Here is a 15,078-nt window from a genome sequence, read left to right as displayed (position 1 = left end):
AGGGAGCCAGGCATGCGCAACCGCCGCCCCCGGACGCTCGCCCGTCTCACCCTCGCCGCCGCCCTGGTCACCGGTCTGACCGGTCTGGCCGGCGCCGCCTCCGCGGAGGTCCCGGCGCCACCGCAGACCGGTGCCGCCAAGAGCGACAACATCACCCACCTGGCCAGCAAGCCGATGACCGGTCCGCTGGCCGGCGGGGTGAACACCGACATGGCGTTCGCCGGCAAGGTGGCCTACGTCGGCAACTACTCCGGTTTCGCGATCTACGACATCGCCGATCCCGCCGACCCGCAGCTGATCAGCCAGGTCTCCTGCCCCGGCAGCCAGAGCGACATCAGCGTCTCCGACGGCCTGCTGTTCCTGAGCACCGACTCCTCCCGCAGCGACAACTCCTGCCAGAGCGTCAGCCAGTCGCCGACGATCAAGGAGTCCTGGGAGGGCATCAAGATCTTCGACGTCAAGGACCCGCGCAACCCGCGGTACGTCGCGGCGGTGGAGACCAGGTGCGGTTCGCACACGCACACGCTGATCCCGGACAAGGCGCGGCGCGCGGTCTACCTGTACAACTCGTCGTACTTCCCGAACGCGACCTACCCCGACTGCCAGCCGCCGCACGACCGGGTCGACATCGTCAAGGTGCCGCTGCGTCATCCGGAGCAGGCCGCCGTGGTGGCCTCGCCGGTGCTGTTCCCCGACGGCGGCTTCCCGGGCAGCGCGACCGGCTACGCGACCAGCGGCTGCCACGACATCACCGCGTTCCCGGCCCGGGACATCGCGGCCGCCGCCTGCATGGGCGACGGTCTGCTGCTGGACATCTCCCGGCCGGAGCGGCCGACGGTGATCGACCGGGTCCAGAACGCCGAGAACTTCTCCTTCTGGCACGGCGCCACCTTCAACGGCGACGGCAGCAAGGTCGTATTCATGGACGAGCTCGGCGGGGGCGGCGGCGCGGAGTGCACGCCCGAGGTCGGCCCGAACAAGGGCGCGACGGCGATCTTCGACCTCGAGAAGCGCAAGCTGGTCTTCCGCAGCTACTACAAGATCGACCGGCACCAGGCCGCGAACGAGAACTGTGTCTCGCACAACGGCTCGCTGATCCCGGTCCGCGGCCGCGACATCATGGTGCAGGCCTGGTACCAGGGCGGCTTCTCGGTCTGGGACTTCACCGACTCCGCGCACCCGCGGGAGATCGGGTACTTCGACCGCCCGCCGCGCAACCCGGCGTCGTTCGGCGGGTACTGGTCGGTCTACTACTACAACGGCGCGATCTACGGCACCGAGTCGGTGACCGGGTTCGACGTGTTCCGGATCAAGGACCGGCGAACCGATTCCGCCGCCCGGGTGAAGCTCAAGGAGCTCAACGTGCAGACCCAGCCGGCGTTCTGGGGCTGAGCTTCGCGGCTCCCTGCCGGACCGCCCGCTCGGTCACGCTCCGGGGTCACTGGCCGTACAACCATTGTGACCCCGGAGCAATCCGGCATACGGTGAGCCCAGGGCTGTCACCCGCCACGCCAGGACCGACCCCGGCGTCCACGGGCCCGCCCGGGGGAGAGACCGCCGTGAACCAGCCGGAGTCGCAGGACGGCGAGCTGATCAGAACCGCGTTCGACGCGGTCACCGAAGAACTGCGCCCCGGCGTCCTGCTGGTCCGGCTGTCCGGCGAGATCGACATCGCCACCACCGACTTCGCCTCCGAGTCGATCCGGGCCGCGGTCGCGCCACCCGCGCGGCTGGTGCTGATCGACGTCTCCGCGGTCACCTTCTGCAGCTCCGCCGGTCTGGGCAACCTGGTCGAGGCCCGTCGGCTGGCCGGCCAGCACGGCATCGTGCTGGCGCTGGTCGGCGTCGGCCGCCCGGTCGACCGGCCGCTGGCCGTCACCGGTCTCGGCCAGCAGTTCCAGATCTTCTCGTCCGCGGAGGAAGCCGTCACCGCCCTGCTGTGACGAGCGAGAAACCGTTTGCGGGGTAGTGGTCCGGGTACCGCCAGGCATGACGAGTTCCCATGTGGTGGTTACCGGCGGTGCCGGGTTCCTGGGCAGCCACCTGTGCGAACGGCTTCTCGGCGAGGGTCACCGGGTGACCTGTCTGGACAACTTCCTGACCGGCAAGCCGGAGAACGTCGCGCACCTGCTCGAGGACCCCGCCTTCACGTTGACCCGAGCCGACCTGACCGAGTTCGTGCACGTCCCCGGCCCGGTGGACCTGGTCCTGCACTTCGCCAGCCCGGCCTCCCCGATCGACTACCTGCGGCTGCCGATCCAGACCCTCAAGGTCGGCGCGATCGGCACCTGGCACGCCCTCGGGCTGGCCAAGGAGAAGGGCGCCCGGTTCGTGCTGGCCAGCACCTCCGAGGTGTACGGCGACCCGCAGGTGCACCCGCAGCCCGAGGACTACTGGGGCCACGTGAACCCGATCGGCCCACGCGGCGTGTACGACGAGTCCAAGCGGTACGCCGAGGCGCTCACCACCGCCTACCGCGGCGCCGAGGGCGTCGACACCGCGATCGTCCGGATCTTCAACACCTACGGCCCGCGGATGCGCCCGAACGACGGCCGCGCGATCCCCACCTTCATCCGGCAGGGACTGGCCGGTGAGCCGCTGACGGTGGCCGGCGACGGCAGCCAGACCCGCTCGGTCTGCCACGTCGACGACACCGTGGACGGCATCCTGCGGCTGGCCGCGAGCGGGCACCCCGGACCGGTCAACATCGGCAACCCCGACGAGCGGTCCGTGCTGCGGATCGCGCAGGACGTGATCGCCGCGACCGGGTCCCGGTCGACGATCGAGTTCGTGGACCGCCCGGTGGACGACCCGGGCGTGCGCCGGCCGGACACCGCGCTGGCCGAGGAGCTGCTCAGCTGGAAGCCCGCCATCGATTGGCGTGAGGGTCTCAGCGCGACTGTGGCGTGGTTCCGGGAGCAGGACCTCAGTCAGGAGGACTGACCGCAGCGAGCACGTCCTGCACCGTGATGCTCAGCAGTGCCGGGTCCGGGCGGTCCGCATGCGGATCGCCCGGCTCTGTGCCGTGATAGAGCACGGTGTGCAGGTTCGGGTCGATTGCCGGACCCCACCACTGCGGTGGCGTGGGCCCGAACAAGGTGACCGACGCAGTACCGACTGCTGTCGCGAGATGCGCGACTCCGGTGTCCCCGCTGATCAGCAACGCAGCTCCCGCAACGAGCTCGGCCAGAGAATCGAGGTCGTGGAGACCACTGACGTCTTCGCAGCCGGTGGGCTTGCTGATCAGCCCACACAGCTCACGCTCGGCCGGTCCTCCGGTCACCATCACACGCCGTCCCGCCTCCTGCAGCGCGGTAACGACAGCCACCCAGCGTTCCGGCGGCCACTGCCTCGCCACGCTGGCCGCGCCGGGATGCACCAGGACGGCATCCGACGGAGTGGACGGCACGTCGAGCCTGAGGTCCTCCGGTGAGCAGGAGCCGCCGGCATCCCGCACGACCCGGCACCACCGCTCCACCTCGTGCTCGTCGGCCCGCCACACCGTCGTACTGCGGAAGCCGGCGTCCGGGCAGTCGAGCGCGATCAGCTCGTCCGGTGATCCGTCGAGCAGGAGCCGGTGACTCTGCGGGCCGCGCCCGTGCAGGTTGACGGCGGTGTGCGGCCCGACGGAACGGCCAGGCGGCGGACCCGCCAGCCCGTCCGTCGCAAGCACCTCGTCGACGACACCGAGCCGCTGCAGCCAGCTGGACACCGGATCGGAGCCGGCCAGAACCAGCGACCGATCCGGGTACAGCCGCTTGAGCCCGCGGAGAGCCGGTACGCCGGTGAGCGCGTCGCCGAGTCCGAGCGCGCGAAGAGCCAGGACTGTCACGGCCAGGAAGGCTCCACCGACGGGGTCACCACCAGCTCGCGGATCTCGACCCCGGGCGGCTGCGACAGCGCGTAGACCACCGTCTCCGCGACGTTGGCCGGATCGTTCAGCACAGCGTCCGGGCCGGGCTTGTACTGGTCCGGACGCCCGTCGAAGAAGGCGGTCTGCATGCCACCTGGCACCAGCATGGTCACCCCGACCCGTCCCGCGGTCTCCACCGCGAGCGCACGGCTGAAGCCGACCACGCCGAACTTCGACGCGCAGTACGCCGTCGCGTCGCTCAGCGCGCGCAGTCCCAGCGTCGAGGCCACGGTGACGATGCGGCCGTGCGTCCGTTCCAGCCGGGGCACGGCGGCTCTGGCGATGGCGGCCGTGCCGATCAGGTTCACCGAGATCACCCGGACCCAGTCGTCCAGCGAGACGTCGGTGATCAGGCCGCAGGCGTCGGTCCCGGCCGCGGTGACCACTCCGGTCAGCGGGCCGATCTGCTCCTCAGCGGCAGCCAGTGCGCCCTCGGCGGCGTGCGGGTCGGACAGGTCCACCTCGACGAAAGGCCCGTCGTCCGCGGGCTTCTGCCGGTCCAGCACGACGGCGGTACCGCCTCGCTTCTGCACGGCGCGGACCACGGCGGCGCCCAGGCCACTGGAACCTCCGGTCACCGCCACGCGGGACAGGGCGTTGGCAGTCGGCTCGGTCATCACAGAGTCCTCTCGTCGATCGGTACGGAGCGGTTCAGGATGGACGTGGTGGACCGGCCGGCCAGGTACGGCACCAGCACGACCCGGCCGCCCCAGCCGCTGACGACCGGTGTCTCGGGCAGCATGTCGGCGGTGTAGTCGCCACCCTTGGTCCAGATGTCCGGGCGCAGCTTGTCCAGCAGCGCACACGGGTCGTCGTCGTCGAACACCGCGACGGCGTCCACGCAGCGCAGCGAGCGCAGCACCTGGCAGCGGTCCTCCAGGGAGTTGACCGGCCGGTCGGGACCCTTCAGCCGGCGGATGCTGTCGTCGGAGTTGACCAGCACGACCAGGGCGTCGCCCAGCTTGCGCGCGGCTTCCAGGCTGGCGATGTGCCCGGCGTGCAGGACGTCGAAGCAGCCACCGGTCGCCACGACCTTGCCGCCCCCGGCGTGCACCCGCCGGATGACGGACTCCGCGTCGTCGTACTGCGTGGACCAGGTACTGCGGGTGCCGGCGTCCGGCGAGGCGGACACTCCACCGGCAGCGAGCCAGGCGGCGGTGTCGGCGACAGCACTCTCCACAGCGGCCCGGGCAGTCGCCCCGGCACCCAGCTCGGCCGCCACCGTCCCGGCGAAGCGGTCACCGGCACCGCAGGCATCGCCGTGGTGGTCGAACGGGGTGGGCGTGAACATCGCCGGTCCACCACCGGCTGCGGTGAACACACCGTTACCGCCATCGGTCACCGCGACGGCCCAGGCCTGCCACTGGTCACGCAGCCGGACCACCAACTGGTCGGGCTCACCCGGTACGTCGCAGAAGTGCCGGGCCTCGGCGCGGTTGGGCGTCGCCAGGGTCACACCGGGCACCGGCTCGGCGCCACGGGGGTGCGGGTCCCAGACAACGGCTCGCTGGGACGCCCACCGGCGCAGTACGCGGTGCACGTCGGGATGGCTGACCAGCCCACCGGCATAGTCGGAGACCAGTACTGCGTCCGCATCCTCCAGTGCCGCCTCCAGTGCCTGCACGTCGCAGGGCTCCTGGGCTGAGGGGTCTTCCGGTGTCGGCTCGACGTCGAGCCGCAGCAACGACTGACCGGCGCTCCGGACGCGGGTCTTGCAGCGGGTCCCCGGCGCGGTCAGGATCGACGTCACCGCGACCTTCTCGGTCAGCAACGCCGACAACCGCTTGGCCGGCTCGTCGTCGGCCAGTGCGGTCACCAGCTGGACCTCGATGCCCGGCCTGGCCAGCAGGCTCGCCGCCAGGCCCGCGCCACCGGCGCGTTCGTCGACGTCGCCGATCTCCAGCACCGGCACCGGCGCGTCCGGACAGACCCGGTCCACGTCGCCGTTGATGTCGCGGTCCAGCAGGACGTCACCGATCACCACAACCCGGACGGTCATACCGTCACCTCCTCCGTCTTGCTTCGGGCGTCCGACGGCAGACACCGTTCGACCGTCGCGCACAAGGCGTGCACTGCCACCAACTGGGCTTCCTGGACAGCTGTCGAGGCTTCGCTCTGCACGGCGAGCACCTCGTCGGCGGCGTCCGCCAACGGGTTCGGCGCCGGCCCGGTCATCGCCCAGACGCGCAGACCGCACCGCCGGGCGCGCTCCGCCGCGGTGAGCAGGTTCGTACTGCGGCCGCTGGTCGACAGCAGCATCAGCACGTCGCCGGGCCGGCCGTGCGCCTCCACCTGCCGGGCGAACGCCTCGGCGAAGCCGTAGTCGTTGCCGATCGCGGTGAGGCTGGAGGTCTCGGCGTGCAGGGCCAGCGCGGCCAGCGGCCGGCGTTCCATCTCGAACCGCCCGACCAGCTCCGCGGTCAGGTGCTGCGCCTCGGCCGCGCTCCCACCGTTGCCTGCGGCAAGTAGCCGCCCGCCGTCGGCCAGTACTCCGGCCAGCTGTTGTCCCCAGCGCTCCACCAGGTCGCCCTGCGCCTCCAGGCTGCGCAGTCCTTCCCGCAGATCGTCCAGGTGCCCGCTCAGTGTGCCGAACTTCGCCATCATCGCCCCCGTCCCGCCGAAAGAGCGGAGGTCATCCGCGCGTAGACCGTTTCGGTCTCCTCGGCGACGCGGGCCCAGGTGTACCGCTCGGCCACTCGGGCGGCTCCCGCCGCCCCCAGGGCGGCCCGTCGCTCCGGATCAGCCAGCAGGTCCCGCAGTACGGCCGCGAGGCGCTCCGGATCGCGCGGCGGGACATGGACCCCGGTGACGCCGTCCACGATGGTGTCGAGCAACCCGCCGACCGCCGACCCGACCACCGGCCGCCCGGCGGCCATTGCCTCCAACGGGACGATGCCGAACGGCTCGTACCAGGGTGTGCACGCCACGACGTCCGCCGAGCGCAGCAACCGCGGCACCAGGTCCCGTTCGACCGCTCCGAGCAGGCGGACCCGGTCGGCGACACCATGCCGTTCGGCTTCGGCGCGCAACCGGCGTACCTCTGGGTCCTGGTCGAAGGCGGCTCCTGCCGGTCCGCCCGCGATCACCAGCTCTGCGTCGGGCACGTTCGCCAGCGCGGCGATCACGGTGTCGACGCCCTTGCGTTCGACCAGGCGGCTGAGCGACAGGACGCGGCCGCCTCGGCCCTGCCACCAGTCCTCCGGCGCCGGCGACTCGTCCACGAACAGAGCCGGGTCCACTCCGCAGGGCACCACGTGCATGGTCTGCGCCGGTGCGCCGAGAGCGAGCAGCTCCCGCACCTCGTCGGTCGCTGTGGCGATCACCGCGTCCGCCTGCCGGGCCAGCCCTGCCTCCAGGTCCAGCCGCTCGGCCGGACTGGTGTCCTGTGCTCCCTGGTGGCGCCGCTTGACGACACCGAGCGCATGGAATGTCTGCGCGAACGGGACGCTCACCGTACGCCGTGCGCGCGTGCAGGCCACGCCGGACATCCAGAAGTGCGCGTGCAGCACGTCCGGCGGAGCGGCGGCCCACCGCTCAGCCATCCAGTCGCCGAACTCGGCCATGTACGGCAGCAGCTCGTCCTTCGGCAGCTGCTCGGCCGGACCGGCCGGGACATGAACCACCTCGACGCCGTCGCCGAGCGTCATCCGCTCAGGCAGCGCTGGATCGTCCCGCCTGGTGTAGACCTCGACCGAGTGACCCCGGGCCGCCAGCGCGGACGCGAGCGCGGCCACGTGGACGTTCTGCCCACCCGCGTCGGCCGTGCCGAGACCGGTCGCCAGGACCGCCAGCGGGCTGGCGTGCTCGGACACCATCGCGATTCTCATCGGGCTACCTCCTTCAGCAGTCGCTCCCAGTCGTCCAGGAACCGGTCGAGGCCGAACCGCCGCAGCGCGTGCGCCCGGGCGGCCTGCCCGCTCTCGCGCGCCTCGTCGGGATCGGCCAGCCATCTCAGGGCGGTGGCACCGAGCAGATCGACGTCGGAGCTGACGAGGCCTGCCTCGGGTGGAACAGACTCCGGCGCCGCGGTCGCCGCCAGCACCAGCACCGGCAGCCCCAGCGTCATCGCCTCGACCAGGGAGAGCCCGAGGCTGGTCCAGCGGTAGGGGTGCAGGTAGGCGAAGTGCTGGGCCATCCGGTCGTGCAGCTGGGCCTGCGACAGGTCGTCCACCTGCGCCAGACCGCTGGTGATCCGGGCCGTCAGCTCGTCGGTCTTCATGCCGTAGACGCTCACCGGGACCTGCTCGGCGATCCGCGCGACCAGGTCGGTCCCGGCGACGCGCCAGCGGCGTACGGGCTCGTTGACCGAGACCACCAGCGAGTCAAGCTCGCCGGTGTAGCGGTAGCCGTAGTCCGGTACGCCGTGCTCGATCACCACGGTCGGTGCGACGCCGTTGTCCCACATGGCCCGGTTGAACTCGGTCACGTGCACGACGGGGATGTCGGTTCGCTTGCCCAGCGGGTGGATCCAGTCGTTCACGTCGCCGCGCGGCGTGTTGTGCTCGACGTACACCGCCGGCACACCGTGGTCGCCCACGGACCGGCCGGACCAGCGCTCGAACAGCTCGACCTCGCTCGGCCGCTGCAGCAGCACGACGTCGAAATCGGTGCTGCGCAGTTCCTCGGGCGTCAGCTCGCTGACCGAGGCCGGCCAGTCGTAGGTCTGCGCCCGGCCCCTCCCGTCCTCTCCCCGGTCCGGCAGCACCGGAACGACGTAGTCGTGCGGGCCCTGGACGAACGACGTCATCCAGGCCGCGTGCACGTGCCAGGCAAGGACTCTCATCCCGCCACCTCCTCGATCAGCTTGCGGACGGCGACCACGACCTCGTCGGCCGAGATGCCGGCCAGGCAGGGGTGCCCCGGGACCGGGCAGACCCGGGCCCGGGTCGCCTGGCACGGGGCCTGCTGGTCTCCGAGCAGTACGGTCGGCACTCCCCAGGGCGCCCAGTTCTCGGCGGAGACCACCGGCGCGAAGAGCGACACCACCGGCGTACCGACGGCGGCCGCGAGGTGGGCCGGTCCGGTGTTGCCCACCACGACGCAGGACGCGGCCTTGAGCAGCGCGGCGAGCTCGCGGAAGCCGGTCCGCCCACCCAGGTCGATACCGCCACCGGCCGCGACCTCGGCGGTCAGCTCCCGCTCCGAGGCGGAGCCGGTGACCACGACCTGGTGCCCGTCGGCGACCAGCGCCTCGACCATCGCCCGCGCCGTCTTCGCACCGGGCGCGCGGGCCGGCACCGACGCCCCGGGGTGCACCACCACAAAAGGTGCCTCGGGCAACCAGGTCGGCGGCAGCGTGTCCCGGATCGCCAGCCGGCCGTCATCACCGGCCGGCAGGTCGTAGCCCCCGGCCCGGACCAGGGACAGGGCCCGCTCGACCTCGTGACCGGGCTCCGGGTGGTGCCGCAGGTCCAGCAGGGAGCCCGGGTAGTCGACGCTCGCCGCGCCGATCCAGCCCAGCCCGGCCATCCGCAGCAGCAGAGCCATCGGCAGCGGACTCTGGTGGAACGACGTGAGGATAAAGGCCCGATGCACCCGCGCCAGCCGCAGCGCGTCGACCAGCGTCCCGACGCTGACCGGATCGACGGCCGGCGGATCGAAGCCGGTCCACGGACAGGGCCAGACGAAGACGTCGTGCACGCCGGGCAGCATCCGCGCGGCCTGCTCACCCGACGGCGAAACCAGCAGGACGACCCGGTCCGTGGCGGCCACCGCTCGGACCGCCGGGCCCGCCAGCAGGACGTCGCCGTCGTTGTCCATCCGGCTGATCAGGACCGTTCTCATCAGCAGTGCTCCAGCACCAGGTCGACCGCCGTCCCGAGATCCGGCGCGACGACACCGGCCTGCACGATCTCCTCCGGCCGGGTCTTGCCGTTCGGCACCAGCACCGACCGAGCTCCGGCTGCGCGAGCCGCGGCCACGTCGGAGCCGATGTCGCCGACCACCACCACCTGCTCGGGCCGTACGCCGAGCCGCTCGGCGGCCGCCAGCACCAGCCCCGCGGCGGGTTTGCGGCAGTCGCAGCCGTCGGCCTCGACGTGCGGACACAGCTGCCAGGTGTCGAACGGGCCCAGCAGCTCGTCCACCCGCCGGTTGACCGCGTCGGCGTCGGCGGCGCTGATCAGTCCGCGGCCGATGCCCGACTGGTTAGTCACCACGCCGATCCGCAGCCCGGCCTCGCGCAACCGGGCCACCGCCTCCTCCGCACCCGCGACCGGCATCACCTTCGCCGGGTCGCCGTTGTACGGCACGTCGTGCACCAGCGTCCCGTCCCGGTCGAACAGCACCGCCCGGATCGGGCCGGGCCACTCGGTACTGCCTCGGTGCCGCCACGTGCCGCGCACCCGGTGCCAGACGGCCACGAACGGCAGCACCGCCGAGGTGGCGGTCATCCGCTGCAGCTCGTCACTCGTCCGTGGACCCGGCGCGATCCGGCGCCAGGCGAAGTCCGCAGTGAGTCCGAGCCAGCCGGCGAGGCCGGCGAGCGCAGTACGGCGCCTGCCGAGCAGAGCTCCGCCTAGCGCGAGCCCGGCGGCGGACACCGTCGCCAGGTGCCACTTGAACCGACCAGGCGGGCACTCGGCCAGCTCACGCCAGTGCTTCCCGTACACCGCGCGCAGCAAAGCGTCGTCCGCGTTACCCTTCTGCACCCGCACGCTGACCCAGAAGTTCTCCTGGCGGACCGGATGCAGCACCTGCCGCTCACCGACGACCAGCCGGCCGCCGCCACGTCGTACGCGCAGGGCGAGCTCGGCGTCCTCGCGGTAGGCGCGCGGGAAGCGCTCATCGAAGCCGCCGGCCTGCTCCAGAGCGGACCGCCGGTACGCCATGTCGGCCGTCGCCCACTTGGCCCCTTCCAGTCCGGCCGTACTGCGCTCCCAGTCCGTCGGCTTCCGGTCAGCGGCCAGCGGTACGACGATGCGCCCCTGAACCGCGGCGACCTCGTCGTGCTGCCGGAGGTCCTGAACCAGCACGACGGACCAGTCGTCGGGCAGCCGGACGTCGTCGTCCAGGAAGGCGATCCACTCGGTCGAGGCCGCTCTCCAGCCCTTGTTGCGGGCGGCCGCCGGTCCACGCCCGCCGCCTCGCAGCACCACCACGTCCAACCCGGCCGTGTCGACGTCGAGCGGGGCATCCGCCCGGGCGCGGTCGTCGACGACGTACACGGCGTCCGGCTGGATCCTCTGCCGAGCCAGGTCGGACAGCAGGCCGGTGAGGCAAGGGCGGCCCACAGTGGGCACCACGACCGACCACCTGGTCACCGGAAGGCTCCCGCCCGCCGGACAACGTGCGGGCCGAGGACGAGCATGTCGACCGGCGCCGCGCCGAACAGCTCCAGGGCGTCGTGCGGACTGTCCACCATCGGGCGCCCGGCGATGTTGAGGCTGGTGTTGACCAGCACCGGCAGACCGGTCCGCTGCTCGAACTCCTCCAGCAGCGCGGCCACCAGCGGCTCGTCGGCCCGGTCGACGGTCTGGATCCGGGCTGTGCCGTCGACGTGCACGACCGCGGCGATCCGGTCCTGCCATGCGGGTGCGACGTCGTGCACGAACAGCATGTACGGGCTGGGCAGCGGCCCGTCGAAGATCTCGGCGGCCCGCTCGGCCAGCACCAGCGGTGCGACCGGGCGGAACTGCTCGCGGCCCTTGATGTCGTTGAGCCGCTCCAGGTTCTCCTTGCGGCCGGGGTGGGCCAGCAGGGACCGGTGCCCGAGCGCACGCGGCCCGTACTCCGCGCGGCCCTGGAACCAGGCGATGATCTGGTCCTCCGCCAGCGCCTGCGCCACCACGGCGGCCAGGTCGCGGGGCGTCTCGAACGGCAGCGCCGCCTGCCGCAGACGTGCGGCCAGCTCCTCGTCGGTGAAGCCACGGCCCAGTGCGGGCGTCGCCATCGGCTCGGGCCGTCCCTCGGACGCGCTGAGCTGCAGCGCCGCGCCCAGCGCCGTACCGGCGTCGCCGGCGGCCGGCTGGACCCAGACATGCTCGTACGGGCCGCTGCGGGCCAGTACGGAGTTCGCGACACAGTTCAGCGCCGTACCGCCGGCCATGGTCAGCGCCTTGGCACCGGTCTGCTCGTGCAGCCAGCGCGCCAGGTCCAGCAGGACCTCCTCGAGCCGGCGCTGCACGCTGCAGGCCAGGTCGGCGTGCGCGTCGATCAGGTCCTCGCCCGGAGCCACCTTCGGCGCGTACGCGGCCCAGTCGATCTTCTCGGTGCGGAAGCCGCCGTCGTCGGTGGCCCGGACCAGTTCCCGGAAGTCCGCGAGGTGGCGCGGCTTGCCGTAGGACGCCAGCGCCATCACCTTGTACTCGTCGCTGGAGCGCAGGAATCCCAGGTGCTCGGTCAGGTCCTCGTAGAGCAGTCCCAGTGAGTGCGGCAGGTCCTGCGCGGCCAGGATGTCCAGCTTCGGACCGTCGTACCGGCCGGCCAGGTGCGACGCACGCTCACCACGGCCGTCCAGCACCAGGCACGCGCTCTCCTTGTACGGCGCCGCCAGCCCCGCCGACGCGGCGTGGGCGACGTGGTGCGGGACGAACCGCACCTTCTCGGGGTCGAGCCCGGGCAGCGAGGCCGCCAGGAAGCGGGGAGCACGCCGGGCGTAGTCGGTCCGGACCGCGTCGCCGGGGTCGGTGACGCCCAGCTCGCCGAGGTCCACGCACAGCGAGGGGTCGAAGGAGTACCCGATCAGGTCGACGTCCTCGGGCCGCAGGCCGGCTTGGTCCAGGCACCAGCGGATCGCCTGATCCGGCAGTTCCCAGGCCGACCAGGGCACCGGGCGTTTGCCGTGCTTGCGGCGACTGAACCGTTCCTCCTCCGCGGCGGCGACGATCCGGCCGTCGACGACCAGCGCCGCGGACGGGTCGTGAAAGATCGCGTTGACTCCGAGAACCCGCATCCCTACACCTCCTGGACAGGCGAAACCGACCCCGCTGTACCCACGCCGGAGGCTCGTACACGGCGAGTAGCGCTTCTTCCGGAGCTTTCCGTGGGAGCGCTACTCAGCGAAGCGGTTCTCACTCGCCGCTATCCGGTGTGCAGGTCGGCGACCGCCGTGAGCACCTCCTCCACCGTGACGCCGGCGACCACCGAGTCGGGATGCGCACACGCCATCCGCTCCACGCCGCACCGCGGACAATCGGTCCGGTACGCCGTCACCGCGCGGTGCGGTCCGACCAGCGGGCCGAACGTCTGCCGGTTGGGGCCCCAGAAGATGCCGACCGTCGGGACCCCGACCGCAGCGGCCAGGTGCCGCGGGCCGGAGTCGTTTCCGACGAACAGGCGAGCCCTGGACAGCAGTCCGAGCGTGCCACCCAGAGTCAGCCGGCCGACCAGGTCGCGGCAGCCCGGAAGCACTCCGGCCGGCAGTTCCGCCACCAGCTCACGATCCGCGGCCCCACCGATCAGCACCACCTCCCGCCCGAGTTCGGTCAGCCGCTCGATCAGGACGGCGAAGCTGCTCACCGGCCAGCGTCGGCGGGAGTCGTTCGCTCCCAGGTGGACCACCACGTCGACCTCGCTGGCAGAAGCGGAGAAGCTCTCGTCCAGGTCCTGGCCGGTCACCGCCAGGCGCGGTGCGAGGTCTTGGATGCTGGTGATGGAAGCGCCGACCAGGTCGACGATCTCCAAGCAGCGCAGGGTTTCGTGCCGGTCGGGTGGATAAGGTACCCAGCGGTCCAGCTCCGGCGCCTCGGGCGTCCGAGCGCCCACCGACAGTCTCGGCTTCAGTGCCTGGACAACCTGGTTGCTGGTACGGCCTCCGCCGTGCAGCTGGACCACCAGGTCGTAGGACTCCGCGATCTGCTGCACCAGGAAGGCTTCGTAGTCCGGACCCGGCTCGGCGTCGAAGGGTTCACCACGCAGGCCCGGGTAGCGCGGTCCCACCACGACGCGGTCCCAGGGGCCCGGCCGCTGCGCCAGGAGGTCCCGGTGCCACTCGTCGCCGATGAGCGTCAGCTGCGCCCCCGGGTACGCCGTACGCAGCGCCGCCAGGGCCGGCAGGCTGACGACGAGGTCCCCGATCGCGTTGGCCCGGAGTACGGCGAGTCTCTCGACGCCGGGAACGAGACCTCGGACAGCTGCGCCGCTCACCCCTTCGCCCCGTTCACAGTGGCCTCGCCGACGGCATCGGAGACTGCAGCGATGTCCGTCGGAAAGGTCGCCTGCCACTCCGCCAGTTGCCGCAGCTCGACCTCCAGGTCGGCCGGAAGTGTCTGCCGGGCGCGCAGAGCAGCCGGCAGCCGCGGGACGGCCGAGACGACCGCACGGACCCCACCAGTACCGGTCGCTGCGGCGACCTGCCGCACGGCCACCGGCCACGGCCTGCGCATGACGGCGGTGAGAAGCGTGTTGCGCGCCACAAGGGCGTCCCGGCCCCGACGGTTCCGGGTGGGCGACGGGTGGTGGTGAACGACCAGCTCCGGGACGTAGCGCAGCGCCCAGCCGGCCGCGGCCAGGTCGTAGGCGACCCGCTCCTCCTCACCGGCGAAGAACACGACCGGGTCGAACCCGCCGACGCTCAGGAAGGCGTCCCGGCGTACCACCGCGGCACAGGCTGCGAAGCCGAGAATCGGGCGGCCCGGCAGCTCACCGGAATCCGGCAGCGGGGAGTACTCCATCAGCCGGCACAGCGGGTCCTCGACCTCCTCGGCCCGCAGCAGGATGCGCGCCGCGAGCAGGCCGATCCGCGGGTAGCGGTCGAAGATCCGGGTCGCGGCAGCGAGGGAGCCCGGCGCCCACCACGAGTCGTCGTCGGCGAAAGCCACGTACGGCGTCCGCGCGAGCTCGACGCCGATGTTGCGAGCCTGCGCTCCGAGGTTGGTGGCCAGTGGCACCAGTTCCGTCGAGGGGTACCGCCGGGTCACCATCTCCGCCGTACCGTCGGTCGAGCCGTTGTCGACCAGCACCACCGGCCCCTGATGCCTGGCCAGGCTCGCCAGCAACTCGTCCCTGCGGTTGCGGCTGACCACCACCGTCGTGACTGCCGGGGCAGGCGAGGACTCTGAGCGTTCCATGCGGCCGCAGTACCCGATGTGGCGGCAACGTACCCGCCCGGCAAACGCAGCGGCGGCTTCTGGGCCGCGCGGGGGGACGGCACTGCAAGCGAGTGCTCGCGCAGCGTGCTGGCCGAAAGAATCCGTGTGGAATCGTTTGCACATCCTCTTGTCAAC

The 15,078-nt window shown here is 71.9% G+C and carries 14 protein-coding genes; 3 read left to right on the top strand and 11 right to left on the bottom strand.

Features of this window, described 5'->3' with window-relative positions; translation table 11 throughout:
• Nucleotides 1-12: 12 nt before the first annotated feature.
• The 3 genes from KFLA_RS03395 (at nt 13) to KFLA_RS03385 (ending at nt 2,943) form a co-directional block, all read left to right on the top strand.
• Nucleotides 13-1,392, top strand: coding sequence for an LVIVD repeat-containing protein (locus tag KFLA_RS03395; protein ID WP_012918358.1), 1,380 nt, complete (start codon nt 13-15; stop codon nt 1,390-1,392).
• Between the two features lie 167 nt (nt 1,393-1,559).
• Nucleotides 1,560-1,943, top strand: a complete 384-nt coding sequence (locus tag KFLA_RS03390; protein WP_012918357.1) for an STAS domain-containing protein — start codon at nt 1,560-1,562, stop codon at nt 1,941-1,943.
• Nucleotides 1,944-1,989: 46 nt separating this feature from the next.
• Nucleotides 1,990-2,943: a UDP-glucuronic acid decarboxylase family protein gene (locus KFLA_RS03385; protein WP_012918356.1), complete on the top strand. Its 954-nt coding sequence runs from the start codon at nt 1,990-1,992 to the stop codon at nt 2,941-2,943.
• Here KFLA_RS03385 and KFLA_RS03380 read toward each other — a convergent pair.
• From KFLA_RS03380 to KFLA_RS03330, 11 genes are all read right to left on the bottom strand, one after another.
• A complete protein-coding gene (locus tag KFLA_RS03380; RefSeq protein ID WP_012918355.1) occupies nt 2,927-3,832 on the bottom strand; it encodes a glycosyltransferase family 9 protein in 906 nt (301 codons plus the stop codon). The genes KFLA_RS03385 and KFLA_RS03380 overlap by 17 nt on opposite strands.
• The gene (locus KFLA_RS03375; RefSeq protein WP_012918354.1) at nt 3,829-4,530 is read right to left on the bottom strand and encodes an SDR family oxidoreductase; all 702 of its coding nucleotides are present in this window, start codon (nt 4,528-4,530) and stop codon (nt 3,829-3,831) included. The genes KFLA_RS03380 and KFLA_RS03375 overlap by 4 nt, the downstream gene beginning before the upstream one ends.
• Complete coding sequence (locus KFLA_RS03370; protein WP_012918353.1) at nt 4,530-5,912, bottom strand: PfkB family carbohydrate kinase; 1,383 nt, start codon at nt 5,910-5,912, stop codon at nt 4,530-4,532. The genes KFLA_RS03375 and KFLA_RS03370 overlap by 1 nt, the downstream gene beginning before the upstream one ends.
• Nucleotides 5,909-6,517: a D-sedoheptulose-7-phosphate isomerase gene (locus tag KFLA_RS03365; RefSeq protein ID WP_012918352.1), complete on the bottom strand. Its 609-nt coding sequence runs from the start codon at nt 6,515-6,517 to the stop codon at nt 5,909-5,911. The genes KFLA_RS03370 and KFLA_RS03365 overlap by 4 nt, the downstream gene beginning before the upstream one ends.
• Nucleotides 6,514-7,740, bottom strand: coding sequence for a glycosyltransferase (locus KFLA_RS03360; RefSeq protein ID WP_012918351.1), 1,227 nt, complete (start codon nt 7,738-7,740; stop codon nt 6,514-6,516). The genes KFLA_RS03365 and KFLA_RS03360 overlap by 4 nt, the downstream gene beginning before the upstream one ends.
• Nucleotides 7,737-8,696 carry a glycosyltransferase gene (locus KFLA_RS03355; protein WP_012918350.1) on the bottom strand — a complete coding sequence of 320 codons (960 nt, stop codon included), beginning with the start codon at nt 8,694-8,696 and terminating at the stop codon, nt 7,737-7,739. The genes KFLA_RS03360 and KFLA_RS03355 overlap by 4 nt, the downstream gene beginning before the upstream one ends.
• Nucleotides 8,693-9,697, bottom strand: coding sequence for a glycosyltransferase family 9 protein (locus KFLA_RS03350; RefSeq protein WP_012918349.1), 1,005 nt, complete (start codon nt 9,695-9,697; stop codon nt 8,693-8,695). The genes KFLA_RS03355 and KFLA_RS03350 overlap by 4 nt, the downstream gene beginning before the upstream one ends.
• Complete coding sequence (locus KFLA_RS03345) at nt 9,697-11,157, bottom strand: HAD-IIIA family hydrolase (RefSeq protein ID WP_202797070.1); 1,461 nt, start codon at nt 11,155-11,157, stop codon at nt 9,697-9,699. Before KFLA_RS03345 ends, KFLA_RS03350 begins: the two co-directional genes overlap by 1 nt.
• A 14-nt stretch (nt 11,158-11,171) precedes the next feature.
• Nucleotides 11,172-12,806: a carbamoyltransferase family protein gene (locus tag KFLA_RS03340; RefSeq protein WP_012918347.1), complete on the bottom strand. Its 1,635-nt coding sequence runs from the start codon at nt 12,804-12,806 to the stop codon at nt 11,172-11,174.
• Between the two features lie 128 nt (nt 12,807-12,934).
• Nucleotides 12,935-13,999, bottom strand: a complete 1,065-nt coding sequence (locus tag KFLA_RS03335) for a glycosyltransferase family 9 protein (protein WP_012918346.1) — start codon at nt 13,997-13,999, stop codon at nt 12,935-12,937.
• Nucleotides 13,996-14,922 carry a glycosyltransferase family 2 protein gene (locus KFLA_RS03330; RefSeq protein ID WP_012918345.1) on the bottom strand — a complete coding sequence of 309 codons (927 nt, stop codon included), beginning with the start codon at nt 14,920-14,922 and terminating at the stop codon, nt 13,996-13,998. Before KFLA_RS03330 ends, KFLA_RS03335 begins: the two co-directional genes overlap by 4 nt.
• Between the last annotated feature and the right edge of the window lie 156 nt (nt 14,923-15,078).

The organism is Kribbella flavida DSM 17836 (assembly GCF_000024345.1).
GTDB lineage: Bacteria > Actinomycetota > Actinomycetes > Propionibacteriales > Kribbellaceae > Kribbella > Kribbella flavida.
The sequence above is the reverse complement of the archived record's forward strand: the minus strand, read 5'-3'. Positions and strand labels throughout refer to the sequence as shown.